The organism is Peribacillus sp. FSL M8-0224 (assembly GCF_038003055.1).
GTDB lineage: Bacteria > Bacillota > Bacilli > Bacillales > DSM-1321 > Peribacillus > Peribacillus frigoritolerans.
The window spans coordinates 2,169,616-2,195,174 of the sequence record NZ_JBBOOJ010000001.1; the positions used below are offsets into that span (position 1 = coordinate 2,169,616).

General features: G+C 38.7%; 25 protein-coding genes, 1 other RNA gene and 1 pseudogene. 17 read left to right on the forward strand and 10 right to left on the reverse strand.

The annotated features are described in order from the left end of the window. Positions 1 to 508: 508 nt before the first annotated feature. Positions 509 to 1,807, forward strand: a complete 1,299-nt coding sequence (locus MKX49_RS10475; RefSeq protein ID WP_340876380.1) for a globin-coupled sensor protein — start codon at positions 509 to 511, stop codon at positions 1,805 to 1,807. 326 nt (positions 1,808 to 2,133) lie between these two features. On the opposite strand, the gene tatA is transcribed toward MKX49_RS10475, so the two are convergent. Continuing rightward, positions 2,134 to 2,340, reverse strand: a complete 207-nt coding sequence (gene tatA, locus MKX49_RS10480) for a twin-arginine translocase TatA/TatE family subunit (RefSeq protein WP_048686086.1) — start codon at positions 2,338 to 2,340, stop codon at positions 2,134 to 2,136. Between the two features lie 353 nt (positions 2,341 to 2,693). Here tatA and ssrS point away from each other — a divergent pair. The 4 genes from ssrS to MKX49_RS10500 all read left to right on the forward strand — a co-directional run bounded on the left by ssrS (position 2,694) and on the right by MKX49_RS10500 (position 6,377). After that, positions 2,694 to 2,881, forward strand: a non-coding RNA gene (ssrS, locus tag MKX49_RS10485) — 6S RNA. A 325-nt stretch (positions 2,882 to 3,206) separates the two neighbouring features. Further along, the gene (locus tag MKX49_RS10490) at positions 3,207 to 4,574 is read left to right on the forward strand and encodes an MFS transporter (RefSeq protein ID WP_289349919.1); all 1,368 of its coding nucleotides are present in this window, start codon (positions 3,207 to 3,209) and stop codon (positions 4,572 to 4,574) included. A gap of 304 nt (positions 4,575 to 4,878) precedes the next feature. Continuing rightward, the gene (locus tag MKX49_RS10495; protein ID WP_340876382.1) at positions 4,879 to 5,067 is read left to right on the forward strand and encodes a hypothetical protein; all 189 of its coding nucleotides are present in this window, start codon (positions 4,879 to 4,881) and stop codon (positions 5,065 to 5,067) included. Positions 5,068 to 5,528: 461 nt separating this feature from the next. Beyond that, positions 5,529 to 6,377: an MFS transporter gene (locus MKX49_RS10500; RefSeq protein WP_340878517.1), complete on the forward strand. Its 849-nt coding sequence runs from the start codon at positions 5,529 to 5,531 to the stop codon at positions 6,375 to 6,377. A 110-nt stretch (positions 6,378 to 6,487) separates the two neighbouring features. Here MKX49_RS10500 and MKX49_RS10505 read toward each other — a convergent pair whose 3' ends face one another. Continuing rightward, positions 6,488 to 6,814: a YnfA family protein gene (locus MKX49_RS10505; protein ID WP_251539444.1), complete on the reverse strand. Its 327-nt coding sequence runs from the start codon at positions 6,812 to 6,814 to the stop codon at positions 6,488 to 6,490. A 350-nt stretch (positions 6,815 to 7,164) separates the two neighbouring features. Here MKX49_RS10505 and MKX49_RS10510 point away from each other — a divergent pair, with 350 nt between their 5' ends. The 4 genes and pseudogenes from MKX49_RS10510 to MKX49_RS10525 all read left to right on the forward strand — a co-directional run. Continuing rightward, complete coding sequence (locus tag MKX49_RS10510) at positions 7,165 to 7,362, forward strand: hypothetical protein (protein ID WP_340876384.1); 198 nt, start codon at positions 7,165 to 7,167, stop codon at positions 7,360 to 7,362. 178 nt (positions 7,363 to 7,540) lie between these two features. Next, the gene (locus MKX49_RS10515) at positions 7,541 to 8,488 is read left to right on the forward strand and encodes a DMT family transporter (protein ID WP_048681971.1); all 948 of its coding nucleotides are present in this window, start codon (positions 7,541 to 7,543) and stop codon (positions 8,486 to 8,488) included. 109 nt (positions 8,489 to 8,597) lie between these two features. Further along, positions 8,598 to 9,946, forward strand: a protein-coding gene (locus MKX49_RS10520; protein ID WP_340876385.1) for an IS3 family transposase whose coding sequence is annotated in 2 segments (ribosomal slippage) — positions 8,598 to 9,057 and positions 9,057 to 9,946 — 1,350 coding nt in all. Because the reading frame shifts where the segments join, the coding sequence is not laid out codon by codon here. Between the two features lie 296 nt (positions 9,947 to 10,242). Next, positions 10,243 to 11,054 (forward strand): annotated as a pseudogene (locus tag MKX49_RS10525) (transposase); the annotation flags it as partial. 93 nt (positions 11,055 to 11,147) lie between these two features. Here MKX49_RS10525 and MKX49_RS10530 read toward each other — a convergent pair. Continuing rightward, positions 11,148 to 12,062, reverse strand: a complete 915-nt coding sequence (locus MKX49_RS10530) for an MBL fold metallo-hydrolase (RefSeq protein WP_445670162.1) — start codon at positions 12,060 to 12,062, stop codon at positions 11,148 to 11,150. 440 nt (positions 12,063 to 12,502) lie between these two features. Between MKX49_RS10530 and MKX49_RS10535 the strand changes: the two genes are divergently transcribed. Beyond that, on the forward strand, positions 12,503 to 13,246 hold the full coding sequence (locus MKX49_RS10535; RefSeq protein ID WP_226990501.1) for a type II toxin-antitoxin system SpoIISA family toxin: 744 nt from the start codon (positions 12,503 to 12,505) through the stop codon (positions 13,244 to 13,246). Further along, positions 13,247 to 13,426 carry a hypothetical protein gene (locus MKX49_RS10540; protein WP_048686455.1) on the forward strand — a complete coding sequence of 60 codons (180 nt, stop codon included), beginning with the start codon at positions 13,247 to 13,249 and terminating at the stop codon, positions 13,424 to 13,426. 277 nt (positions 13,427 to 13,703) lie between these two features. On the opposite strand, the gene MKX49_RS10545 is transcribed toward MKX49_RS10540, so the two are convergent. After that, positions 13,704 to 14,663 carry a sensor domain-containing diguanylate cyclase gene (locus MKX49_RS10545; protein ID WP_340876388.1) on the reverse strand — a complete coding sequence of 320 codons (960 nt, stop codon included), beginning with the start codon at positions 14,661 to 14,663 and terminating at the stop codon, positions 13,704 to 13,706. Positions 14,664 to 15,191: 528 nt separating this feature from the next. Here MKX49_RS10545 and MKX49_RS10550 point away from each other — a divergent pair. Then, a complete protein-coding gene (locus MKX49_RS10550) occupies positions 15,192 to 17,762 on the forward strand; it encodes a helicase-related protein (protein ID WP_340876389.1) in 2,571 nt (856 codons plus the stop codon). A gap of 60 nt (positions 17,763 to 17,822) precedes the next feature. Here MKX49_RS10550 and MKX49_RS10555 read toward each other — a convergent pair whose 3' ends face one another. Next, entirely contained in the window at positions 17,823 to 18,032 is a 210-nt protein-coding gene (locus MKX49_RS10555) for a YqaE/Pmp3 family membrane protein (protein WP_340878519.1), read from the reverse strand. Positions 18,033 to 18,343: 311 nt separating this feature from the next. Between MKX49_RS10555 and MKX49_RS10560 the strand changes: the two genes are divergently transcribed. Beyond that, positions 18,344 to 19,015, forward strand: a complete 672-nt coding sequence (locus tag MKX49_RS10560) for a hypothetical protein (RefSeq protein WP_318292694.1) — start codon at positions 18,344 to 18,346, stop codon at positions 19,013 to 19,015. Between the two features lie 76 nt (positions 19,016 to 19,091). After that, entirely contained in the window at positions 19,092 to 19,307 is a 216-nt protein-coding gene (locus tag MKX49_RS10565; protein WP_340876391.1) for a hypothetical protein, read from the forward strand. A 97-nt stretch (positions 19,308 to 19,404) separates the two neighbouring features. Here MKX49_RS10565 and MKX49_RS10570 read toward each other — a convergent pair whose 3' ends face one another. Together MKX49_RS10570 and MKX49_RS10575 are read right to left on the reverse strand one after the other, a co-directional pair. Beyond that, entirely contained in the window at positions 19,405 to 19,716 is a 312-nt protein-coding gene (locus tag MKX49_RS10570) for a hypothetical protein (protein ID WP_034312065.1), read from the reverse strand. 211 nt (positions 19,717 to 19,927) lie between these two features. Next, the gene (locus tag MKX49_RS10575; RefSeq protein ID WP_340876393.1) at positions 19,928 to 20,257 is read right to left on the reverse strand and encodes a four-helix bundle copper-binding protein; all 330 of its coding nucleotides are present in this window, start codon (positions 20,255 to 20,257) and stop codon (positions 19,928 to 19,930) included. 169 nt (positions 20,258 to 20,426) lie between these two features. On the opposite strand from MKX49_RS10575, the gene MKX49_RS10580 reads away from it, so the two are divergent. Together MKX49_RS10580 and MKX49_RS10585 are read left to right on the forward strand one after the other, a co-directional pair. Then, on the forward strand, positions 20,427 to 20,816 hold the full coding sequence (locus tag MKX49_RS10580; RefSeq protein WP_072272964.1) for a DUF948 domain-containing protein: 390 nt from the start codon (positions 20,427 to 20,429) through the stop codon (positions 20,814 to 20,816). A 94-nt stretch (positions 20,817 to 20,910) separates the two neighbouring features. Next, complete coding sequence (locus MKX49_RS10585; protein ID WP_048686441.1) at positions 20,911 to 21,276, forward strand: DUF948 domain-containing protein; 366 nt, start codon at positions 20,911 to 20,913, stop codon at positions 21,274 to 21,276. Positions 21,277 to 21,491: 215 nt separating this feature from the next. Here the strand turns inward: MKX49_RS10585 and MKX49_RS10590 are convergent, their stop codons facing one another. Next, complete coding sequence (locus tag MKX49_RS10590) at positions 21,492 to 21,683, reverse strand: DUF3934 family protein (protein WP_202310887.1); 192 nt, start codon at positions 21,681 to 21,683, stop codon at positions 21,492 to 21,494. A 180-nt stretch (positions 21,684 to 21,863) separates the two neighbouring features. Next, entirely contained in the window at positions 21,864 to 23,195 is a 1,332-nt protein-coding gene (locus tag MKX49_RS10595; RefSeq protein ID WP_340876396.1) for an oligosaccharide flippase family protein, read from the reverse strand. Between the two features lie 382 nt (positions 23,196 to 23,577). Between MKX49_RS10595 and MKX49_RS10600 the strand changes: the two genes are divergently transcribed. Beyond that, the gene (locus tag MKX49_RS10600) at positions 23,578 to 23,856 is read left to right on the forward strand and encodes a hypothetical protein (RefSeq protein WP_157830982.1); all 279 of its coding nucleotides are present in this window, start codon (positions 23,578 to 23,580) and stop codon (positions 23,854 to 23,856) included. Between the two features lie 260 nt (positions 23,857 to 24,116). Here MKX49_RS10600 and MKX49_RS10605 read toward each other — a convergent pair whose 3' ends face one another. Then, positions 24,117 to 25,553 (reverse strand): amino acid permease, encoded by a 1,437-nt coding sequence (locus MKX49_RS10605; RefSeq protein WP_053534968.1) that lies wholly within the window; start codon positions 25,551 to 25,553, stop codon positions 24,117 to 24,119. Positions 25,554 to 25,559: the final 6 nt, after the last annotated feature.

The window sequence follows — 25,559 nt, forward strand, 5'->3', positions numbered from 1 at the left end:
GGCTGAAGGCTATCTCCCCGAACCAAGATTTTAAATGAAAGCTTGGTTATCCTTCATGTTTTTTGTTTTTTCGCTAGCCAGTTAAATTCAGCAGGAGTGTCGCGAATTTCTTCAATCTTGTGAGGGTTTCATAGATATGTAAAAAAACCAAAAATATAAACTAGTCTTATTCAAGTGTTCGAAATGAGTCCAGCCTACAGTTTATTCTTAAAATAGATTCCAGTTGATTGGAACGGAAGGTACGAGACTCCTGCGGGAAAAGAGCGCCGAGGAGGCTCCCGGACCGCCCGCGGAAAGCGAGTGCCTGAAGTGGAAATCAACGTTCATATCCTACACTCTCTCAATAAAGTATACGATCTGAGACACTCTCTGGAGTGTCTTTTTTGTTTGGACATATATCGTTCATAAGTCTTATGTGAAAGAAGAAAATTTCTCAAAGTGAATTAAGATAAACAGACTTTATGTCGAAATAGTATATATGGGCTAAAAAATGGGGGGCAATTCAATCATGAAAAGAATATGGAGAAATAAACAAAAGATAGATTCTATAGACTATATGCAATATAAAGAACACGTCGGTATCAATATCAAGGAATATCCGAGCGTGTTGAATCAAGTGGACATGATTCATTTGAGCATCGAGGATTTGTGCATAATTCGTTCTTTACAGGAACAAGTGAAGGAACATTTGACACAAATTGTAGGGAATTTTTATAAAAATCTAGAAAATGAACCCTCTTTAATGAAAATCATTAAGGACAATGGTTCTGTTGATAGGTTGAAAAAGACACTGCATCGTCATATGTTCGAAATGTTTAGCGGAACCATTGATGATGCGTATATTAAACAGCGTTATATTATCGCACAAGTACATGTGCGAATTGGACTTCAGCCAAAATGGTATATGAGTGCATTTCAGGATTTATTGCAATCATTGATCATTCATGTGATTTCCAACATAAAAAATATAGAGCAATATCAAGATAACATTCTGGCTGTCACTAAAATTTTTAATTTAGAGCAGCAAATAGTTTTAGAGGCATATGAACTTGAAAATGAGAAGATTCGCCAAAAAAACTTAGCAGAAAAAGAGACGATTAAACTACAGGTCAATCATAATGCAGAGGAATTGGCAGCAATCAGTCAAGAGACCAGTTCAGCAACTCAATTAATGGCAAGTAAGGTAGTGGAAATTCATGATTTCACCCAAAAGGGGTCAGAAATAGCCATACATGCAGAGGGAAAGTCAAATGAGGGAGTCGAACTGTTACAGGGATTAGAGAAAAGATTGGTAAAAACGCAGGAGCAAATGACGATCATTTCAAAAGATATGGAGCAGCTTTCCAATACTTCAAAGGAAATTGAACGAATTGTCACGATCATCACTTCAATTGCCGAGCAAACGAATTTGTTGGCGTTGAACGCAGCGATTGAAGCGGCAAGAGCTGGTGAAAATGGTAAAGGATTTGCGGTTGTGGCTGGTGAGGTAAGGAAGCTCTCCGAAAATACCAAGGACTCGGTTTCTGAAGTAGTGAAATTGGTTAATGGAATCGCTCATTTTACCAATGTCATGAACACGTCAATTTCCATGGTTAGCGGGGAAATTACTAAAGGTACGAAACAAGGAAAAGAAACGGGCATATTTTTTACTGATATAGCAAAGGCCATGCTTTCTGTTAAAGAGCAGAATATTAAGATCACCAAGGAAATGACAGAGCTGAATGATATATTCGAGGAAATTAATGAAGCGTTCAATCAAGTGGCCGTTTCCTCGGATCAATTGACTCAATTGACAATGAACTTGTAATGAAGTTGAACGGTTTTTGAGATCAGCTCTATAGGCTTATTTGTATTTAAATAAACAACTCGATAGAATATTTTTAAAAATCCCCAAAGCGGTCTATAGAATATGAACAAACTATAAACAGGGATTTAAATCACTTCCCATTGGATGCCGTTAACAGGCTGCTCAATAAATTACTTGATAAAATATAAGTTTAATGTTATATTAATAAAGCGATGAGCTAATTTGTGTAAGTCGAAGAACAAGCTTTTAGCTAAACGTCGGGATGTGGCCTGACGGTTCTGCGCCACAAACGCATCAAAGACGCCTGCTGCGTGCAGGCGTCTTTTTCATTTTATCGATTCTTTTTTTGCAGCTTGTACGTCATCTTTGAATTCCTCTTGTATTTCTTCTGTTATTCCCTTGGTTGCATCCTTAAATTCCCTAAGTGAGGTGCCGACTGCCCGTCCGATTTGAGGCAGCTTGTTCGGTCCAAAAACAATTAAAGCTAAAAGAAGGATTAAAATTAAACCGGGAAAACCAATGTTTGAAAGCATAATCAGTCACTCCAATCAAATCTATTAGTTAATATTATAGACTCCTTCCATGTATTTGCAAATGGTATTTAGGATATATTATAGTGTTAAACATCCGATGATTTTCGCAAGACAAACACTTTCAATTTCCGTCTCCATTTTATCTTGCACATTCTATCTTAAAATATTTACTTACCCAAGTATGATATTCCCTAAAAAGATATCAATGAAAATGGGGGACGGATAGTGAAACCAGAGTGCCATTTGACGTTTTGGGCTTGAATTTAATTTGGCTGCACCAGTGGCATGAAATTTTTTTCTTGCATGGGAATGATTAAACTTGCAAGTTTGAAGATATTTCGGTATTATAACTATACAAGCTGCGTTGTTCGTAATGATAATTAAGTTTTAACCTTTAAGCTGTAATAGGGAGTTTTATATTGAAACAGGAATGTTATGCCTCGTCACTGACTTGGACAACAGGATTGCTTCTGCAAACACCCACTTTGAGGAGTGGTGGTTTAAAACTTTCTTACTTGAATACGGCAATTGCGGCTTACCACTTTAATAATTAGAAACCAGTCCGATAAGGGACTGGTTTTTTGTTGTTTTATGGTTTGGAACGTTGAAGATCGGTATAAAAAAAGTTGATATCCAGAAATTGCGAATACCATGTTAGTAACCGGGTTATGTGAAGGCTTCAAGATTATGAATAATATGTGAAAGTTTTTGTTGAAATATCAGATAATTAGCATTTATAATAACAATTAGATAACTCGGTTCACTATTTGTATAAAAATATGTGAGTCGAATATTTTTTGAATGATTACGTAAGCGCTATCATTTGGATGGAATTATTGCAGTCACCTAGAGAGGAGAAAGATTTTATGGCTAAAATTAATACGACCGAGGTAATTAGCAACAGTAAATTTAACCGCTTTCATTTAGGATTGCTGGCATGGTGTTTTATCATTATCCTTTTTGACGGCTATGACCTTGTCGTTTACGGAACAGTCGTCCCGTTATTAACAGAGGAATGGAACCTTACTTCCGTGGAAGCTGGGGCTATGGGCAGCTACGGTCTATTTGGAATGTTGTTCGGGGCCATCTTCTTTGGTACATTAGCAGATCGGATTGGCAGGAAAAACGTAATCGCGATTACACTTATTTTATTTAGTTTATTTACGCTTTTATGTGGATTTGCGGATACGCCTACGATGTTTTCGACTTTCCGATTCCTGGCGGGGTTAGGGCTTGGGGGCATCATGCCGAACGTCATTGCCTTATTGACGGATTATGCACCGAAAACGATGCGGAGCATGGTCGTTTCAATCGTTTTGTGCGGTTACTCATTCGGAGGGATGCTTGCGCCGATACTGGGCATCCTGGTTATGCCGACACTAGGGTGGGAATCAATATTCTGGTTTGCCGGAATACCATTGTTGTTTTTACCCTTCATGATGAAACGTTTACCAGAGGCTTCGACCCATCTGATCAGAATTAACAAAAAGGAAGAACTGATCAGAATATTATCCAAGGTAAGTCCGGAAAGTAAATTCGACATCAAGGACGAACTTGTGGAAGTGAAAAAAACAGAAGCCAATATGCCGATTGTTGGATTGTTTAAGGATTCCCGTACTCTTAGCACATTGATGTTCTGGATCGCCTTTTTCATGTGCTTATTGATGGTATATGGATTGAATACATGGCTTCCAAAGCTAATGATCGAGGCAGGGTATGCGTTGAATTCAAGCTTAGGTTTCTTGATCGTCCTTCAAGGCGGCGCTATCGTAGGCACGCTTATCATCGCTAAACTTTGTGATCGTTATGGTTCCAAGAAAATGCTTGTGCCGATGTATGCGCTTGGTGCTGTAAGTTTGACGCTATTGGGAATGGGAGGAAGCTCATTTGTGATTTACACATTGGTAGCGATTGCAGGAGCCTGTACCATTGGTGCCCAAAACCTTGTACAAGCCTATGTTTCCCAGTACTATCCGCCAAATATTAGATCGACTGCACTAGGGGTGGCATCTGGTATCGGAAGGATTGGCGGTATGCTCGGGCCCATACTCGGCGGATTTTTATTATCCATCTCGCTACCCATCCAATTGAATTTCATTGCCTTCGCCATTCCGGGCCTCATTGCTGCGGTTGCCTTATCATTCGTTCCAGTGAAAATGGCTTATTATAAACATGATCATTCGGAACCAACGGAAGAAATGGACGTAGAATCCAATAAAATGAACGTCTTGTGAACTACAGGCATGAAATGCACAGTGCTGGGATACCCTCGCTGTCATTTCATGCCTATTTTTTTTTTTTAGACTTTTTTTCCATACTAAATAAATGGCAAATTGACAAGAAATTGCTTAAAGGTTTTCCAGAAATTGTTTGGCGTGACCTGCTTTTGTGAAAAGTTGCTTAAATGTTCATAATTTCGCAATATGAGTTACTCTTACTATAAAGAATAAATGGTAGAATGAAGGTACGGATAATTAATTCTCCCTTGAAGTGGAGCGAACTAGAAATTAATCTCATCTTTTGTGAGGAGTCAATACTTTGAAAATTTTAAAACATATAATTTTTTGGTTATGCATTATAGGGACATTATTCTCTATGATCTATTTCTTTGTAGCGGACATTCCGTTATATGTTAAATTGTTAGGCGGAGCCATCATCCTTTATCTTGGTTATGATCTAATAACAGAATCAAGGAAAAGAAAGCGTAAAGAAGCCTTGGAAGCTTAATCCTTATACACATTAAAAGCCCTCTTTGATAAGAGGGTTTTTTTGTTGATTAATATGGCTAATCAACTTTGTTTATTGACAATATTCTAAAAACTAAGTTAATGTATAGTGAACTTAGTTCTATATATGTATAATTTGTATTTTTAACTACAATAGAAGTTGTCATTAAATGTTAGCTCGGCCAAAAAAATATAGACATCCTTAAGACTACGTCAATAGGAAAGGCAGAAAGAGGGGAAGGAAATGCGCACAATCCAAGTGTCTGAAATGATTGATGCAAGAATTTAACCGTTTTTATTTACAGATTTTATTATGTTGTATCTTTATCATCATTTGTGACGGATATGATATGTTCATGCTTGGGACGATTCTGCCATCTTTGATGGCGGAGTGGAGGATAATTGCTGTAGAGGTTGTTCAGCGGACACGCACTAGGGGGAGTTGTCGCTTCATTGGGGGCGATGTACCTGATTCCGAACTTTGGTTGGCGGGCAGTGGTTTGGCTTGGTGCACTCCCATTAATTTTCATGCCCATACTATATAAATTGCTGCCTGAGTCAATAAATTATTTCATGACAAAAAATAAGAAAAGCAAATTGGTGAGCGTTCTGAATCAAGTGAAGGTAGACGGGCAATACACCATTAATGATCATTTTGTCCTTCAGGAGCAACTCAAAAGTGAAATGAAAGGGTTTCCAGTTAAGCAGTTGTTCAAAAATGGCAGGACTTTGAGCACCCTCATGTTCTTGATTGCATTTTTCATGTGTTTGTTCGTAATGTATGGTTTGAGTACATGGCTGCCAAAAATCATGGGAGGGGCAGGATATGAATTAGGTTCAAGCCTGACATTCTTAGTCTTATTGAACCTTGGAGCAGTTTTTGGGGCGATCGTTGGAGGGAAGCTTGCAGACAGATATGGTTCCAAGAGGATTCTGGTTACTTTCTTGGTCATAGGATTCATTACCTTCACGATGCTGAGCTTCAAGCCAAGCATGGTCATGCTGTATATACTGATTGCCATTGCAGGAGGTACGACAACAGGTACACAAATCGTAACGAATGCATATGTATCCAAGTATTATCCGAATGAAATCCGTTCTACAGGTGTCGGCTGGGCATTGGGGATCGGCAGAATTGGCGGAATACTCGCTCCTACTTTCTGTGGAGTCCTGCTGGATATGAAGTTGTCATTGCAAGTCAATTTTTTAGCTTTTGCCATACCATGCATCATTGCAGCAATGGCGATTTGGTTCATACAGGATAACTTCAGCAATTTGACGGCAAACAGGCAGGAAAAGAAATTGATATGATGTACACCCAAGCTGGATCACTGTATGGAAATATTCAAATGAAAATCGGTCAAAACAACAAATGGAGATCGTGGTAAAAAAATCAAAGGGCCTTATGCCCTTTAATTTTTTTACTGTCTAGGGCCCCATATAATGACTGAAACACCGACCAAACAGATTACAGCTCCAATCCAGTCATATAAATCAGGGGTTTTCTTATCGATGCCCCACCCCCATAAAACAGAAAGAACAATGAAAACCCCGCCATAGGCAGCATATACACGGCCAAAGGTAGGGAACGTTTGGAAAGTTGCAATGATGCCGTATAACACTAACCCGAAACCTCCGGCTAAGCCTAGATAAATGGATTTACCTTCTCTTAACCAAAGCCAAATAAGATAACCGCCGCCAATTTCCGCCAGACCAGCCATAAGGAAAATTACAATAGTAACTAACATATATGTATACCTCGCTTCCTCGTTGAATTTTATCATAGATGAATTGTAAATGATCATCCTATAAAGTGCTGTTATTGAAATTAACTGGGCATCCCCGTTAAGATGAATATGATTCTTCATAAAAGAGATATTGTTATCATGTTGTTTGTGCTGATTTGGTGTCCTTCTATCTGTTGTGTTCGATGGGGTTAACATTGCTGGCGCCAAGCTTGATGCTTAACTTGATCAACACAGCCTATTATGGTTTTGGGCAATTCCTGCCTGGATTATTATCGATTTTCTTTTTCCGCTCCATATGACCTGCAGGTATTGCAGCCGGCCTCATTACAGGGGATCTGTTCGCCATAGGTATGCATCTAGCTCAGATGAATTTCTTGAATATTAATATTGGCTTAATCGCTTTATTGATAAACTTCACAGTTGCTTATGCCATCAGTATGTATTTGAAAAGAAAACAGAAAAGTCGGACATCCTTTGAAGAACCAATTGCCTACAATAGTATTGAATTAGAAGAAACCTATCCAAAAAACTCTGTCATTGTCGATTAATATTACTTACGATTTATGCATTCGGATTTAATTCGACCATACATTATTGTAATAGGCTCTAATTCGTTACATATCCAGAAAAAGACCAGTTTTTTACCTCTAACTTGGGTTGCAATACAGATGCAAAGGGTACTATACCTAAATAGGAATATAGTAATCTAGTTGAGGAGTTGCAGCCATGAAATCCCGATCATTTGCATACATGTTAGCGCTATTTCATTCAAGTATTGTCGGCCTATCTTTCTTATTCACGAAAATGGCGATTGCTGAATCGAATCCGCTTGATACTTTGGCGTTCCGGTTCACGGTTTCTTTCGCCATCATTTTGTTGCTGGTCGCCGTAAAAGTCATTAAGGTGAACTATTCTTGGGAGTCGATTAAAAATCTTGTACCGCTTTCTCTATTATTCCCAACTCTTTTCTTTGCCTTTCAAACTTTCGGGCTTAAGTATTCGCAATCCACCGATGCTGGAATTCTTTCTGCCGTCACTCCAATTCTAACATTGATGATAGCTGGATACTTCCTTAAGGAGAAAACATCTTTATATCAAAAACTTTCGATTGTCTTGTCGGTAGTTGGGGTCATTTTCATTTTTGTGATGAAAGGGAGCACCATCAATTTTTCCGACATGCTTGGGATGGTGTTGATCCTGCTATCCTGTATTGCAACGGCTTGTTATACAACGATGACCCGTTCACTTGCCAAGGACTATACACCAGGTGAAATGTCTTTTTTCATGATGGGAACAGGCTTTGTCATTTTTAATGCAGCTGCACTCGTTACCCATTTAAAACAAGGTACGATGCCGGAATTCTTTACACCATGGTCGAGCATGGAATTCATCAGTTCCATTTTGTATTTGGGGATATTGGCTTCATTGGTCACTTCATTATTATCCAATACGATTTTATCAAAAATAAAAGCGTCCCAAATGAGTGTGTTTGCAAATCTTTCCACTGTTGTCACGATTGCAGCAGGAGCTCTCATTCTAAATGAAAAGCTTACGATCTATGATATATTGGGTTCGATACTAATCATTTTAGGTGTAATAGGCACGAATTATTTTGGAGTGAAGAGAGAGCATTCAATAAAAGTGAATCTTGAGTATAATGAAGGGAAATTGTAAATGAATGAAAAAGGTCCATCCCAATAGGAATGGACCTTTCAGACTGTAGACAAACTTGAACTGCCCCGTAAATGTTAGACACCAAACTAACATTTACGGGGTGTTTTTTATGGCTAATTTTTCTGCCGAACAGAAAATATTCATTGTACGACTTTACCTTGAAGGAAAGCACAGCTATATGGATCTTCAGAAAATATTTGAAGTTTCGTATCAAATGATTCAAGGATGGGTTCGTTTATACCAAATTCAAGGAGCCGATGGATTTAAGAAATCCTATACAAGTTATTCTACGGAGTTTAAAATGGATGTACTTAATTATATGAATGAAACGGGTATATCTTCTTACGACGCAGCCGCAAGGTTTAATATTTCATCTCCAGCGCTAATTCGGACGTGGAGAATAAATGTTAATGCCTATGGATTAGATGCCCTAATTTCTAAGAAAAAGGGGAGACCATCCATGAAAAAAGATATCAATCCATCCAAACAAATTGAAGGTTCGGTTAAAGAGCTTGAAGAACGAATTAAACAACTGGAAATGGAGAATGCGTATTTAAAAAAGTTAAATACTTTAGTTCAAATGCAGGAAAAATTACAACCAAAATCAAAGCGCAAGTAATTTATGAACTAAAGTCCATTTATGAGGTTGTGGCCTTAATTAAAGTCGCTGATATTCCACGTAGCACGTACTATTATTGGGAAAAACGCTTGAATCGAGAAGATAAGTATTCGAAGGTAAAAGCCACTATTCAGTCTATCTATCATGAACATAAAGGACGTTACGGTTATCGTCGTATCACAAAAGAGTTAAAAAAATATGGGTTTTCTCACAATCCAAAGACCATCAACCGCCTCATGAATGAAATGGGCGTAAAATGTTTAGTCCGTATGAAAAAGTATCGTTCATATAAGGGGCGTGTTGGTCGAATTGCCCCCCATATTTTACAACGTGATTTTCAAGCCGAGAAAATGAATCAAAAATGGGTAACAGACGTAACGGAATTTCATTTATTTGGGGAGAAACGTTACTTATCCCCTATCCTTGATTTATGTAATGGTGAAATTATTGCCTACAAAGTGATGAAACGGCCTGTTTATAAACTTGTTGGAGATATGTTAGATGAGGCGATTAAACACCTAAAACCAGAAGATACGGTCATCCTCCATTCGGATCAAGGGTGGCATTATCAAATGAAGAAGTATCAAAAAACCTTAAAAGATTCCCGCATTATACAAAGCATGTCCCGTAAGGGAAATTGTTTAGATAACGCAGTCATGGAAAACTTTTTTGGCTTGTTAAAGTCTGAATTGCTTTATCTCCAAGAGTTTGAAAGTATGGAGCACTTTGAAAAGGAATTAGATGATTATATTCATTACTATAACCACAAACGAATGAAGGTAAAATTAAAAGACCTGAGTCCGATAGAATACCGAACTCAGGTCTTAGAAGCTGCTTAAATTATATGTCTAACTTTATTGGGTCAGATCAACTCTATGAAAATCAAGTTTGTCTACAGTTTTTTTGGCTTGTATAAATTTGGACGTTGATTGGAACGTAGGGCACTCGCTTTCCGCGGGCGGTCAGGGAGCCTCCTCGGCTTTCGCCTGCGGGGTCTCCCCTAGACGCGCTTTTCCCGCAGGAGTCTCGTACCTTCCGTTCCAATCAACTATGTTTAAAATTTTTCTTTGCGTACGATTTTCTTTTCAAATTTGCGCTTATTCGCACACGAGCATATCAAGGACGTCTTTAAGATGAAATCAATCAAGGTCGTGAAAACCATGGAAAGAAGCCTTTTCCACCAGATAAATTTGATAGGGAAGAAACCAGAGCAATTAAAGAGAGTACTACGGATCCTGAGAGGGGATACTATGTGAAAGATGAACAAACAAACAGTTTGCCTATTCATTCCACGCGGCCGCAGACCGCAACGGTTATCTATGGGCAACGATTGTAACACCTGGTAATACACATGACAGTCATATTTTGGAGCCACTTGTTGAGCAAGTGATTGAGAAAGGTAACCAGAAGCAGTTGCCGAAGATGCAGCTTATAAAACACCAGCGATTACAAGCTACCTATTTAACAAAGAAATCACACCTGCTTTACCCTATACACGTCCTCGTACAAAAGAAGGATTCTTTCGCAAACATGACTATGTTTACGATGAACACTTTGATTGTTACCTTTGCCCTTCGGGAGAAACTTTAAAGTACTCAACAGCAATAAAGAGGGCTATCGCGAGTACAAATCGCCAAAACAAATTTGTACAACATACTCATTTTTATCACGGTGTACAGAAAGCAAAGACTAAAAGTAGTGACACGGCATATCTGGCAAGCATATGTGGAAGAAGCAGATCATCTGCGTCATCATCAAGATGTAAAACCTATATATGCGAAACGCAAAAAAACGATTGAGCGTGTATTCGCAGATGCAAAAGAAAAGCATGGTATGCGTTGGACTACTTTAAGGGGACTTAAAAAATTGTCGATGCAAGCGATGCTTACTTTCGCTGCCATTAATTTAAAGAAGATGGCCACTTGGACATGGAATGGCTTAACATAGTGGCTCGAAGAGCCCAAATCTCTTATCCATTGGTCAAAATTTCAAGGGAATTTTAAAAGGGGTTAGGAATTTTTTAATTCCGAACCCCTTTTTTCATTTCCACCATCTTGTTTGAGGGAAATCCTTCGAACCAAGCACTACCGGTTCGCCTATTTGAGGGGTGCAGACCTGGACACCAAGGTCATTGGCCGCTTTTGTTACCCGTTCTATCGGATCTGTCCAGTCATGAAAAGACAATGTGAAACCTGCCCAATGAATGGGGATCATCCGTTTTCCTTGTACATCGATGTGTGCTTGAACAGTTTCTTCCGGAAGCATATGGATGGTTGACCAACGTTCATCATATTGGCCGCATTCCATTAAGGTTAAATCAAAAGGACCGTATTTTTCGCCGATTTCTTTAAAATGGCTGCCATAACCACTATCGCCGCTGAAATATACCTTTTCTTGTTTTCCTTTAATTATCCAAGAACACCAAAGTGTCGTATTGCCATCGCCTAAACTTCTACCAGAAAAATGCCTTGCAGGCGTACAAATAAATTGCAAGTCCTTGAATGAAGCTTCATCCCACCAATTATGTTCCTGAATCAGTTCTTGTTTAACGCCCCATCTTTCTAGATGTCCACCGACACCGAGTGGGACAATGAACTGACTGACCTTATCTTTTAACTTCTTTATCGAGAAATAATCCAAATGATCGTAGTGATCATGTGAGAGCAGGACGGCATCGATAGGAGGAAGCACATCGATATCAAAAGGCAGCTCCCCGCTAAAGCGCTTGTTCCCGAACCATGGAAAGGGAGTGGGTGCTTTGCCAAACATGGGATCCACTAAAATGGTTTTCCCATCTAACTCCAACATGAATGCAGAATGACCAAACCAGGTGATTTTATTGGAATTCTTAGAAGCGGGTTCTTTTGTTCCAATTACAATATGACTGTCGGGTCTTCTCTTTGGATTAGGTTTTAGGAAATCACGTAAAATGGAACCAGTATGTTTAAGACTCATCGCTTGACTGGCAGGAATCTGATTTTGGAATTTCCCTTTGGCAAAATTCTCTTTAGTAGTGAAACTTCTTACTTTTTCTTTGTTAGTCCGTCTTCCAAGCGGAGGATAGAGGTTAAGGAAAAGTAACAAGAGTATAAAAGTAGAAATGAGGATCTTAATAATTTTCATCATGATAGCTTCCTCCAATAGTAATCATCGCTTTTATTAATACATATCATATCACAGAATTTATACGGTTATTTACTATGATGTGCCACAAGATAAATGATAAAGATAGGATTCATAAACTGTAAATCACATTGGGTGGAGAGTTTTTTCTTATGGCAAATGTTTAAGTTTCACCCGTCTCAGGCAGGGAATAGAGGTATATATAATGAATAATATAGAGGACGAGATAAGGAATGTAGCAGCTGAAGGGTAGGGTGATAAATCGATTGTTAATGTTTTTCAGAGTCTTTGTATGGGTAGTATTTATTGCTCTATTAGCCTATGTCATTCTTTCTTGGAAATATAAAGACAAGGTTAGTAAAAGGATTGAAGCGATTCGAAAAACCTGGTATATCATTTTTATACTGGGAGCACTGATTTATTGGAATTTCTATCCGATGAGCATTTTTAATGAGTGGAAAAATTTCTTGATCATGGCTATCGTATTCATCCTGATTGATATGTTTGTGTTCTTGAGCATGTATATATCGAAGATTGGCGATAACGAGCTATCCTATGCAACAAAAGCCGTTGCGGAAAGTGATAAACTATTAACGGATAATAGGGAAAAGGTCAAGAATATGTTTCATCTCCTAAAGAAAGAAGGAATACCTGAGTATTATCAAACGAATAAGGAATACTTGGCTTATTTGAGCATTCTCCTTCAAGCATATGCAGCAAAGGAAGGGATGAACGTGAAAATCCTTCCTTTCAAAACCGAACAGGACAAGCAGTCGGTGATAAATGGGCTTCCGAACTTGAATGGCAGTACCATTCGTGCTACATTGGAAAGAGAAGATACGTATTATAATGATGAAGAAAAAATGGCTTTGCAGCCTGTTAGTATTTTGATGGAACCCTATATCCTTGACGTTAAATCAGAAAGCTTCGTTTCAGAAGTCGATTGTTTATTGATAGCATTATTAATCATGATGTTCGATATGGTCATAAAACAAAAACCAGGTGGTGAAGGATAAATGAGCATTTATGATAAAGCCGGCAACGACGTGTCAGTTACCGTAATCAAACCACAGGTTAAAATACCCGATGTAGGTTTAAGTCCCCACACTAAAAAAGTGATGAAACAGAACGAACGCATTATCCTGAAACAAAAAGAAAAAGCTGCACGTTTCAGCCGGTTAAAAAATGTTTTATAAGAAGGAAGGGGTTTTTCCTTTCCTTATGATATTTAATGGTTAACCCGCATATACTATTCATAATCAAAGAATAGGAAGGGTCTTTCAGAATATGAACAAAAAGCCCGAGAGAGTTAACATCCCGGTCCCCTCCGCTTCACCATCCGAGAAACGGATACATAAGGCAAATGCCGACCTGCTCAAGCTTTTGCAAAGGCTTAAAGCGAAACGTTGGATTTTTTTAAGGTGAAAGAAAGCCAGTCTCCTAAGGAGACTGGTTTTTTTATTTTTTACATGATCACTCAGGGTGGAAGTATTGAATATTTTTCCGTCCAGACTCTTTGGCCATATACATGGAACGGTCCGCTTTTTTCAAAAGTGAGTCCATTTCCGTACCATGATGAGGATAAAAGCTAATCCCTATGCTAGCTGATACAAAATGATCATTTCCATTAATGGTAATGGGCATGGTGGATAAACTGTTCAATAATAATTCAGCGTTTTGCTGAGTGCTTTTCATTAAATCCTCACAATGCGAAGGATTTAATAATACAATGAATTCATCACCACCGATTCGAGCCACCTGACTGCCTTCGGGGACGGTTTGCAAAAAACATTCGGCAGCCTTTTTAATGACTTCGTCACCAGTATCATGTCCAAAGGAATCATTGAAAAATTTTAAATGGTCAAGATCGATGTAAAGAAGGGCCATTTCATCGTTCGTTTTATCTTGATGATAATCAAAATAGTTATAAATGAAGTTCCGATTATAAAGGCCTGATAAAGGATCCCTGATAATCCCCTTTTCAAGATTGATGGCATGACTAATCAAAGCTGCCATAGACTTAATGAGGGTTAGGTCATATTCTTTAAAAACATGAGGATTAATGTCGAATGCACATAATGTCCCAATGATTTCATCCTCATTCATTAGGGGAGCTCCCATAAAACACCCATTCCCGATAAACCTCGTTGCAGGGTGGCCACTAGTCAATTCATGTTTCCCCAAATTCGGGATAACGAGTGGTTCCAAGCCATTCTCAACAACTAATTTACTATAAGCCATATTATAAGGAAGGAAGTCACCTTCACAAATCAACTTTGCATTTCTATTGAAGGACTTGATCATGAAACTCTGGATGGGAGTCACTATAGAAAGGAAAAATGTATTGACCTCAATGGTTTGAGCTAATAGTGCTAATACTTCTTTGGCGATGGAATCAAAATTTTTATAATAGTTGATATCTTGCTGAATCATTCTCAGGCTCCTTTTTTGTCTATATTCTTTTTAGGTTTTCTGGTGATATTTCTTATATTCAAAGCAAAGAAACAAAAGCGTAATCTGAATATCGTGACAGTTGCCCGGATTTACTCTAAACTCAATTAAGGGGTTGGAATTGTATTATGGATGAATCATGTATCAAGAAAGTTGAAAAATGGACCTTTACTTTATTTTCGGCTTTTTTTTATTATCATTAAATTTGCCTGATTATAAAACGATTCTGGCCAAGGCTGGGTATCTCTTCATAATCCATAAATTCTGATCAGTATTTATAGCATTATACTGTAAATGAAAAGGTTAGAGTAACTTTATGTGCATATTTGGCATATTTATGATATTTACCTAGAGAGTAAAGCAACCTGGCATTTTTGCATCCTCTCATGTTAACGGAGCTCATGAATTTAAATGATAAAACGAATGTACCAAGCTCATTTTAAACAAAAATTTGGGGAGGATAAAAGGAAGTAATAAAGTACATATTGGATAATTCAAAAGGGGATCACTATGGGAAAATTAGAAAGTATATATCCTATTGCTATAGAGAATACAAAAGAAAAAATCATCCAGGATATTGATTTTTATTTAGAGAATCAAGAGACAATGCCTTCTTATTCAGCATATATTTCAGACAGGACGACTTTTATTGAGAAAATTTGGATTAATGTTTGGATAAATAAAGCATCAAATGATGTGCCTAGAAAGGAAAAAAAGGCTTTTTTAAGCGAAAGGGGATTTGTAACGGAAGGTTCAGATCATAAGCTGATCAATAGCATGTTCCGGAACGAATTAAAGAAGTATCGCCCATTTGATGGCTTAACGTGGATTAAAAAAACCTTTGCCGACAATCAAGAGGATTGGGAGAAGAGATATAAAAATGCAAGGGAGAAATACTTTAGGCGGCAAGAAGAACAGCGGCTTGCCAAGCAGCGTTGGAAAATACGCGCAAGGCTGCAAGAAGAGGCCAATTCATTTTTCGAAAATAACTCACTTCTTTTATATTTACATGTCAGGTATTATATTGCCGGTATTTTGGCAAAAGATCTTAAGAATAAGCCGAAATTCCAATATGTCGATCCGTACTTGCTTGAAGAACAATTGGTTGAAGAGGGCGGCTTTCAAGCTGCCGAATACCTAATGGTCACTGACTTTTTCGAAGAGCTGACAGGCGATATCCACTCGTTAATCGGTTGGGGCCGGAACCGTTATGAATATGAAAATTACTACTACAGGTATGAAAGGTTAGTTTCGGATTTCATAATGAAATTAGCCCCTGACAAATACTTGAACCATCTATCTGCCGCACTGCATCATGATTTTTTAGAGTCATATGGGGAAAGGCTTACGGTTGATACCCTTCAAGGTATACTAAGCGATGAATTGGCCGATTTGTCTCAGTCCTGTTTTGATGAGCTTCAGGAAGAATACCTTTCTGATTTACTGAAGCTTGAAGGAATTCCTTTTAATGAAATATTGCACGAAGAAATATTTGAAAAAGACGTGGAGAACAGAGAAAGAAGAAAAGCTGAGGTATTGGCAGAAGAAGCCAGGAAGCGGGCAGAAGAGCAAAGGATGATCGATGACATCATCGGTAAGGCCTATACTCCATCATTAGGAAAAAAAGTTAGATATGTTTTGCATATCGGTGAGACCAATACAGGGAAGACGCATAAGGCCCTGGAAAAAATGAAACAAGCGGAAAGCGGTATGTACCTGGCTCCACTTAGACTGCTTGCACTTGAAGTGTTTGATAAATTAAATGCGGATGGTGTACCTTGCTCATTAAAAACCGGTGAAGAAGAAAAGGCTATTGAAGGTGCTAAACATGTCTCCAGTACCGTTGAAATGTTTCATGAAAAAGACTACCATGAAGTAATTGTCATAGATGAAGCCCAAATGATTGCCGATAAAGATCGAGGCTTTTCTTGGTTTAGGGCAATTACACAAGCTAATGCGAAAGAAGTACACATAATCGGGAGCAATAATATCAAAAAGATGCTTCTGAACCTTCTGAATGAAGCCGACTTAGAACTTCACGAATACAGACGGGAAATACCGCTTGAGGTGGAACAAAGGGAGTTTGGACTGAAGTATACCAAAAAAGGGGATGCCCTCATTTGTTTTTCTAGAAGGCAGGTACTGGAAACAGCATCCAGGCTTAAAGAGAGTGGACATAATGTCAGCATGATATACGGCAGTATGCCTCCTGAAAATAGAAAACGGCAAATAGAATTATTCAATCGCGGTGAAACCTCAGTTGTCGTTGCCACCGATGCGATTGGAATGGGATTGAATTTGCCAATACGCCGCATCGTCTTTCTTGAAAATGAAAAATTCGACGGGACACGAAGAAGAAGATTGACTTCTCAAGAAATCAAGCAAATCGCAGGCCGAGCGGGTAGGAAAGGGATTTATGACACGGGGAAGGTTGCATTTACAGCAGAAATCAAAATCATGAATAAGTTGCTGGAACAGGTAGATGAGCCAGTTCAAACCTTCACTATCGCCCCAACCTCTGCTGTATTTGAACGTTTTCAAAAATATTACCGAAACCTAGGGACATTTTTCGAAATGTGGGAGAGGTTTGAGCCTCCTAAAGGCACGAAAAAGGCTTCGCTATCGGAAGAAAGGGAGCTTTACGAACTAATACGGGATACAGAAATCGAAGCTCGTTTTTCTTTAATGGATTTATATGGTTTCCTGCATATTCCTTTTTCGGCAAAAGAACCAAGTCTGATCAGACAGTGGCTGGAAACGGTCGAAGCGATTGCCGAGAACAGTGACCTTCCTGAACCGATCATCAAGACAAGAAATCTTGAGGAATTGGAGCTATCTTATAAAGCGATAGGTCTTCATCTATTATTTTTATATCGGATGGGTAAGCGTACGGAAGCTGTTTATTGGGAGCGTATCCGTGAAGAAATCAGTGATGGCGTTCATGATCAGTTAAAAGATGAAATGTTGAATTATCAAAAAAAATGCAAGCGCTGTGGAAAAAGGCTTCCTGATGACTCACGTTTTCAAATATGTGACGCTTGTTATCATAGAGGGATTAGAAAAACGCACAGATTCAATTAAACGAATTCTTTTGATAATAACCCGAATAAATTGCATTCGGGTTATTGGTGTTTGCATAAATCACTTAGTCGTTCGTTTCGATTTAACAATAAGTGCTGCTTGCTGCTTCATTCGTTTATCCGCTTTCTTGTCATGCACCACTAAGATTGCATGAATTAATCCAGGGACATAAAAAAATAGTGTGAGGACCAAATTAAGCACAGCCTGAATGGGTTTACCGGCCAATAATACGGCTAATGGAGGGAAAATAATCGCAATTAAGTAAAGAATGGTGAACACTCTCCAATATAATGATTTTTATCTGACTTCGGTTTGTTTCTCTTAATGGTTACTTTACTGAACAGCAATTTGATTACTGATGTTCCATTTTCCTGATGATTCCTCTAGTAATCGCCTTGATAAATATATGCTCAATAGCCCGATTCATACCTACTGAGCAATCTGGCTCAAAGAAGCAGTCTTTTTACCCCGATATAACAGGAGGGACATGGTTAATCATCGTTTTTGCTGACATCGGTCAATGTGTCGCGGTTTTTTGTGTTAGAATAATCAGAATACTAACTGACGAAAGCGGGAGATTTATGAAAAAAAAGATAGGCTGTTTGCATGCACACTATACAAATATAGAATACATAGAAACCGCATTCTCGAAATTCGATATTGAATGGCTTCATTTTGTAGATCCGGGATTAATGCAGCGGGTGTCAACGGATGAAAATTTTAATTATTCGGATGCTCAAAAAAAGGTTAAACAACAGGTCGAATGGATTGCCGAATGTAAAGTGGATGCCATCCTGATAACCTGTACAAACTATATTGCTTTATTAAACGAAGAACAACTATCTTTACCCATGCCCATCATTAAAATCGATGAACCATATTTTGAGCAAATTTGCCAATTGCAGCAGCCGCAAATGATATTATTCACGAACCCTGCCACTGTTGAAGGAACAGTCAAACGTTTAACTGCACATGCTGAAAAATATGGGACTGTGGATTTTGAAGTCATCATTATCGACGATGCCTTTGAATTCATTATGCAGGGATTGGGAGAAAGATATAATCAGGAAATCATGAATTGCCTATCCCAGTTTAAAAACGAAAATAGACGGCTGTCTGTAGCTCAACTATCAATGGTCGAAGCGGCAAGGAGATATGAACTTCAGACAGGACAGACAGTTTTAAATCCATTGCATGCATTAGTTGATTCCATGATACATCAACTAGAACTAAGTTCCTTGAGTGGCGTTTGAATCCTAGGATGTATGGTGCCGGATGAACGGAATGATTGTTAAATTCAAAAAATGTCTTTGAGTATGAAAAAAAATCATGCATGATCTGGTTTATCGCAATGCAGGGATTTCAGACGACAAGCTCGAAAAAAAAGCGAGTTTGACTGCCGTTTTTTATTTACAAAACGTTTCAGTTGATTTCGGAAATCCATTCCCTTTCCGCCTATTGTCTGCCAAGCCACATCAAAGCGGCTGCGGTGTCCGGCTAGCCAGTAAATCGGCAGGAGTGTCGCAAATTTGTTCAATCCAATAAGGATTACAGTAAAAAAACATGAAGGATAATCTAGTCTTATTATATATTTTAGGTAGAACACCATCTACAAACTGAAATCCCTATGCAGGGATTTTTTTTATGCCTTTGTACGGATTTGTTCACGGATGTTTTCAAGTTCTTCAAGGGATAGATCCGTTAGGGAATTTTTAATTTCCTCTTCGACCCGTTTTCGGTCAAGCTCCCTATATTCACTCCACCAATCCCGCAGCCCTTCGGTGTTTTCGAGAAGATACTCTATATCTATTTCTTCTTGCTCATCATCTGATAAATATCGCATGACCGCACCTAATAATCGATTGAGTTTAGCTGCTTCACTTTCCTTATCAGGTGAAGCGGGGGTATCTTTCACTTCTAAATCATCTTTAGCAGGAACATTCCGAGGTGTCATAATATCCTCCTGTTTTTAGTACTAGTGTGCCTAAAAAGGGCGGTTTTCAATAGCTGTTTTTCGTATTTTTGAAAAATTCTTGGTATATAAATTTCAACAAATACCTCGCTAGAATATATAAAAAATATCATCATCCTTTAATAGGTTCAAAAAGTAGTCGGTTGGTAAGGGGAAAGGATAATAAAAGGAATAGCTAATGCTATTCCTTACATCAAGCGACTAATTTTCTGCATTCTTCTGCGCATCTCAAACAAGCCTCGGCACATTTTTGACAATGTTCATGATCGTGTTTTTTGCATTCATTTCCGCAGCTTTCACAAATCTTGACACAAACTTCAGCCAACTCTGAAATAAACAGGGTTCCTCTCCCTATCGCCTGTGCTAAAAAAGAGCAAATATCCGCACATTCCCGATCCAAGCGAATGCATTCCACCATCATGTTTACATGTTCTTCTTTTAAGCATGCGTCGTAACAATGATTACACGCGGTGATACAATCATTTAAAGTTTGGATAACAGATGAATAATTTTCATGTGACATGAACAATCTCCTCCTAATATGGTTTTCCCTTACTATTATCCATTAAACTATCCTTTAAACTTCTATTGGGAAAAGGTAAATGGTTCTTTAAAACTGATCGGACAAGTAATGGACTATAGGGAATGAATGAAAGGGACAATGCATAAATTTAAATGAAAGGAGTGGATATATGAAAATGTTCATTAAATTAAGTGTTGCCAGTGTCTCCGGAGCCGTCGTGTATTTGATATATAATGTCAACCAGACACTGCGTAAAGGAATGGGAACGCTGGAAGAAACAAATAAGACACTGGAAGAGGTAAGAAATGCTGTACATGGATTGACGCAAGAGTCCAAACAACTGATCCACTCTGCCAATCAAATCACAGCGGATGTAAAAGGGAAGATGGAAAATGTAGATCCATTGCTAGAATCCGCTCAAGATGTTGGGGAAATGATTCATAATGTAACCAATTCCATGAAAGAAGCCAGTTTGGAAAGCCGACCTAAGGATTTATCCACACCGTCAGCTCCTTCAACTCGAACTAAAGGTGGGGGGGTTCAAATAAAACTCAAATAGAATCATCATTTATCTTTAAAAACAGGCACCCCGGGATTCACTAACCTATTAAAATAATCGTTTCTACTATTTAATTCAGAGGGGGAGCTTTATCTTGATTATTCAATATAGCGTGGCTGCAATCGCTTTAGCCTTCATTTGGTTGGTCGTATTTTTAATAAGTACACTTCAAAAGGGAATGGTCACGATAGGGGAAGCCAATCAAACATTGGCTGAGGTGCGAAATGCCATCCACGATTTGTCCGGCGAATCGAAACAACTATTGCAAACTGCAAATGAAATCACCGACGATGTAAAAACTAAAATGAAAACGGTTGAACCATTATTGGATTCTGCACAGGATGTTGGTGAAGCGATACATTCAGTTACAAACTCTGTTAAAAAAGCCACTAACGGCTTCCGTACAGAGTTTTCCCCGAAAAAAATCAATGCTATCAAACCCAAAAGCCAAATTAGATAAAAAAGAAAAAAATAAAAATGAAAGACACTGCCCGGTTTTGGAGTGTCTTTTTTGATGGTATGTATAATGGCCGTACTCTTATGCCTCATATGGATATCGCCAGTGGTTTATATCTATAAGACCCATTTCTCTCATACAGATCTCTTAACACCCTGTATGAGAATATGGAACAAACATAAATTTTGTATGTTTTGTATGGATTGTAGGACAAGCAATTATTTTTCTGTCTTGTCACCTGTAGATTGACCGGATGTTTTTGAATCACTGGAATGCTTGACGCCTTTACTAACATATGGTTTGGCGCTTTTTTTCTTGTTGGCACTTGTTTTCCAACGATTCCAGCCCTTCTTGCCCGTTCCAGTGCCCGTACCTTTACCCGTCCCGCTCTTAGCCTTAGCTTTACTCATGAAATCACTCCATTACTATTGTATGGTTAGTTTAAACCATTTTACTTGATTATTACCCAAGTATGTTGAAATATACAGTAACGAAGGGGATATGTACAGGGAAAGGCTCAATATTTTTAATCTAAATCTTTATAAACCAATAACAGCAAGGTTTTTGCCGTGCAGAACTTGCTTTTGGCTTCACTTTATCGATATCGATCTTGATTTCGTCAGTAAGATGCTTATGCCGATTTTTTTGCAAATGGTCAAGTAGTGCAGGAAGGTTAATAATACCGCACCAGTGTTCATTCCTAAAATGATTCCTCCCATATTAAGAGAAGCCTGAGACCCTAGGATATACATCATTAAAAAGGCAACAATATGGGACCATACCGTATGGATGAAAGCATCTTTCACTAAACCCAGGCCGATGAGATAGGCTTGCATGGGAATGACAAAAAAATGAAAAAGGAAGTAAGGACATAATAATTTTAAATAGTATGCGGCAGATGTCGAAGAAAAAAAGAGGGAGGTCAAAGGTTCCGCAAAGAAATAAATGAAAATCACGGCCGGAACTCCATACAATACGGTGAAAGACATCGATTTTTGCAATAAAACCCTCAATTTTTCTTTATCCTGCCTTTTGTAAGCATTCGAAACATTCGGAATGAGCATGATCATTAAAGAATGCGCGATAAAGGCTGGAAAGAAGCCGATCGTCATTGCAACTCCAGTAAGCATCCCAAAATGCTCTGTAGCCACTACCGCACCGAATCCTGCCGAGAGAAGGGCAGTGTGGATCAAAAAAGGTTGGATGGCATTTGTTATCGCATGAAAGATCCTTAACCCCATGGTGGGCAGAGAAACCGCCAATAACTTTTGCCGTGCATGTTTACCGGTTGTCCGTGAGTTCGTACCGCGCCTCATGATCCGCATTTGAAGAATCAAAAGGTTGATCAAGTAAAGAAAAACGAGGAACTCACTGCCAATCAAAACAAAAAAGGCCATCAATAATGACTTTTCCTGGTTAAAATGAAATAAGTTAAAGATGAGGAAAAGCAAACCGAATTGAATGATATCTTTTAAAAAGTTGGAAAAGGCGATCTTCCCCATTTGCTGGACACCCATGAAATAGCCTCTTGCAATCGACGAAAAGGCAACTATTGGGATCAATGTGATGAGCAGCCATTTAATATAGGGATGGAATTTGTCCATTATGGATGAGAAGGAAAGTATGAAAGGCATGACTACACACATTACCAATACGACGACTGCAGCCATCTTAAGTGCATGAATGATAAGATTATAATGCATGGCCTGTTTATTTTCCGCAACGAATTTCGAGATGGAAATATGTAATTCAAGGCTGGCGATCACATATATCAAAAAGAAAATTGGCAATATGGACATATAAAGCCCCATGCCCTCTTCGTGTAATTCCCTGGCTAGGAGCATGTTCACTAAAAATTCGATACATTCACCAAAAAACGCTGCGACAATCAAGATGAGCGTTCCTTTATAAAAAGATTTCATGTTGGTCCACTCCTAACAAGGTGTTTGTATAAAGATATGAGACATGCCATGGAATATTCATGAGGAACTGCAGATCACGGCGATACAAAATGCGATTATGCCAATGGCAATCCTTATTAATCGCTGTTGAAAGATAAAAAATTAAATCAGGGTAAGCTCGGGAAATGGAATGAAATCGATTTGGTTACATTCATTTCTAATGGGCAAATCATTAGTCATGACATTCATCAAAAGGCTTCATATGGTGATATTCCAAACGAGGCTTTTTTGTTGCCATGGTTCCTTTGGTCGAAAGTGTCAGAAGAACATAAGAATGGGACACGAATTTCGCTTTGAAATTCATGCTATATTTTGCTATCCTTTAGCAGAGGGGATGATCAATATGAAATTCACATCTATTAGTCAATCAAATATAGATGAATTGTGCATTGCGTTTGAAAGTTGTCTTACGAAACATGACATTACATTTAAATATGTAGATATGACGGAAGAGAACGGAATCATATCGTTTATTTTTTGTGATGACCCGGAAAATGCGAGATCGGTCGACATGGAAAGTGAACGCTTCATTGGATTGGACACCGATTACATAGCCAAGGAAATTTTAGAGCCAATCCTGCCTAAATTAAAGGAATTTGCACAATATAAAATCATCGATTAAGATGATTTTTTTGTTTTGATATTTGTTTTTATTGCCCAGATGGAATTGGAAATTTAACTTCCTATTTATATACAGGGGTAGTTAGGGGAACTAAAAAAGCTGGAAAGCGGTTTACCATTGGGTAGCTGGCAGGAATGGTGACTAAATAAAAGAAATACCCTGGGTGTGTAAACATCCAGGGTATTTCTTCTTTGAAAAGCAATCTTGATGGATTGTAAAGATCGCTTTTCACCACTTACTATACTTCGCAGCGTTCTGGATTAAATGACCATTTTTTTACCGGCATTTAATTCAACTTCCTGCTTAGGCGTTTCTATGGTCTTGTTTTTCTTCACTCTAAAGTGATAAACCGCATAACATCCAAGGAAGAATGCTCCCCCGCAATACAGGGCCATTCGCTGCTCAGGAACAAATGCTAAACTGATCATGACGATGCAGTTTGTTACTAAAGCAAGAATGGGGATGAATGGGTATAGCGGAACTTTGAATTTCAGATTTTCTATCTTTCCACCTTGGCGGGTATATGATCTTCTAAAAGCAAGAAGACTAGCAGATATGGCAATCCAGCCAATTTGTGCACCTAATCCTGCAAGGGAGAGAAGAAAGACAAATATTGTGTCTGCAGCTACTACACTAGAAAGTAAAGACAAACCGGCAATCGCCAGGGTGATGAGCAGGGCATTAAGTGGAATTCCTCTCTTATTCACCAAACCGAGCTTCGGACTTGCCATACCTTCCCTTGAAAGGGAGTAGAGCATACGTGTGGCAGCATAAAGGCCGGAGTTCGCCACTGACAATAGTGCTGTAAGAATGATGAAGTTCATGATGTCAGCTGCATACGGAACTCCGATGCTATCTAGTACAACAACGAATGGACTTTCTGAGATACCTGCTTTTTCCCTTGGAATCATCGCCGAAAGTACAGTGACCGAAAGAACAAAGAAGAAAAGGGTTCTCCACACCGTTTGTTTGATGGATTTTGGTATGACCTTTTCCGGGTTTTCACTTTCTCCAGCGGCAATTCCGATTAACTCTGTGCCCTGGAAGGAAAAGTTCACTGTAATCATGGTGATTAGCAGGGCCGATATCCCATTAGGGAAAAGACCCTCAGCGAAAAAGTTTGAGAAAAATGGAGTCTCTTGTCCACCTTTCATATCAATCAAACCAAACATAGCAGCACCGCCAACGATGATGAACAGAATGATGGCCAATACTTTTATGCTAGAAAAAACAAATTCCGATTCGCCAAATGCCTTTGCTGATAAGGCGTTTAGTGAAAAGATGAGAAAAGCAAAGATTGCACACCACATCCAAACGGGTGATTCAGGGAACCATCTTTGCATAAGCTGACCTGCCGCCAGAAACTCCAAGGCAACTGTAACTGCCCAGCCTAACCAGTAGAGCCATCCAATGGCAAACCCGGTGCCAGGACCGATGAACTTTGTCGCATATGTCTGAAACGAACCGGAAACAGGCATCGCAACGGATAGTTCACCTAGACAAAGCATCGTTAAATACATGATGAAGCCGCCGACTATGTAAGAGAGGATAGCGCCGAAAGCTCCTGCTTCATGAATGGTATAGCCCGAACCGATGAAAAAGCCCGTACCAATACATCCCCCTATTGAAATCATAAATAAATGTCTTGCTTTCATGCTCCGTTTTAATTCATTTGGTTGATTTTCTGCTGTTTTCATTGAAAA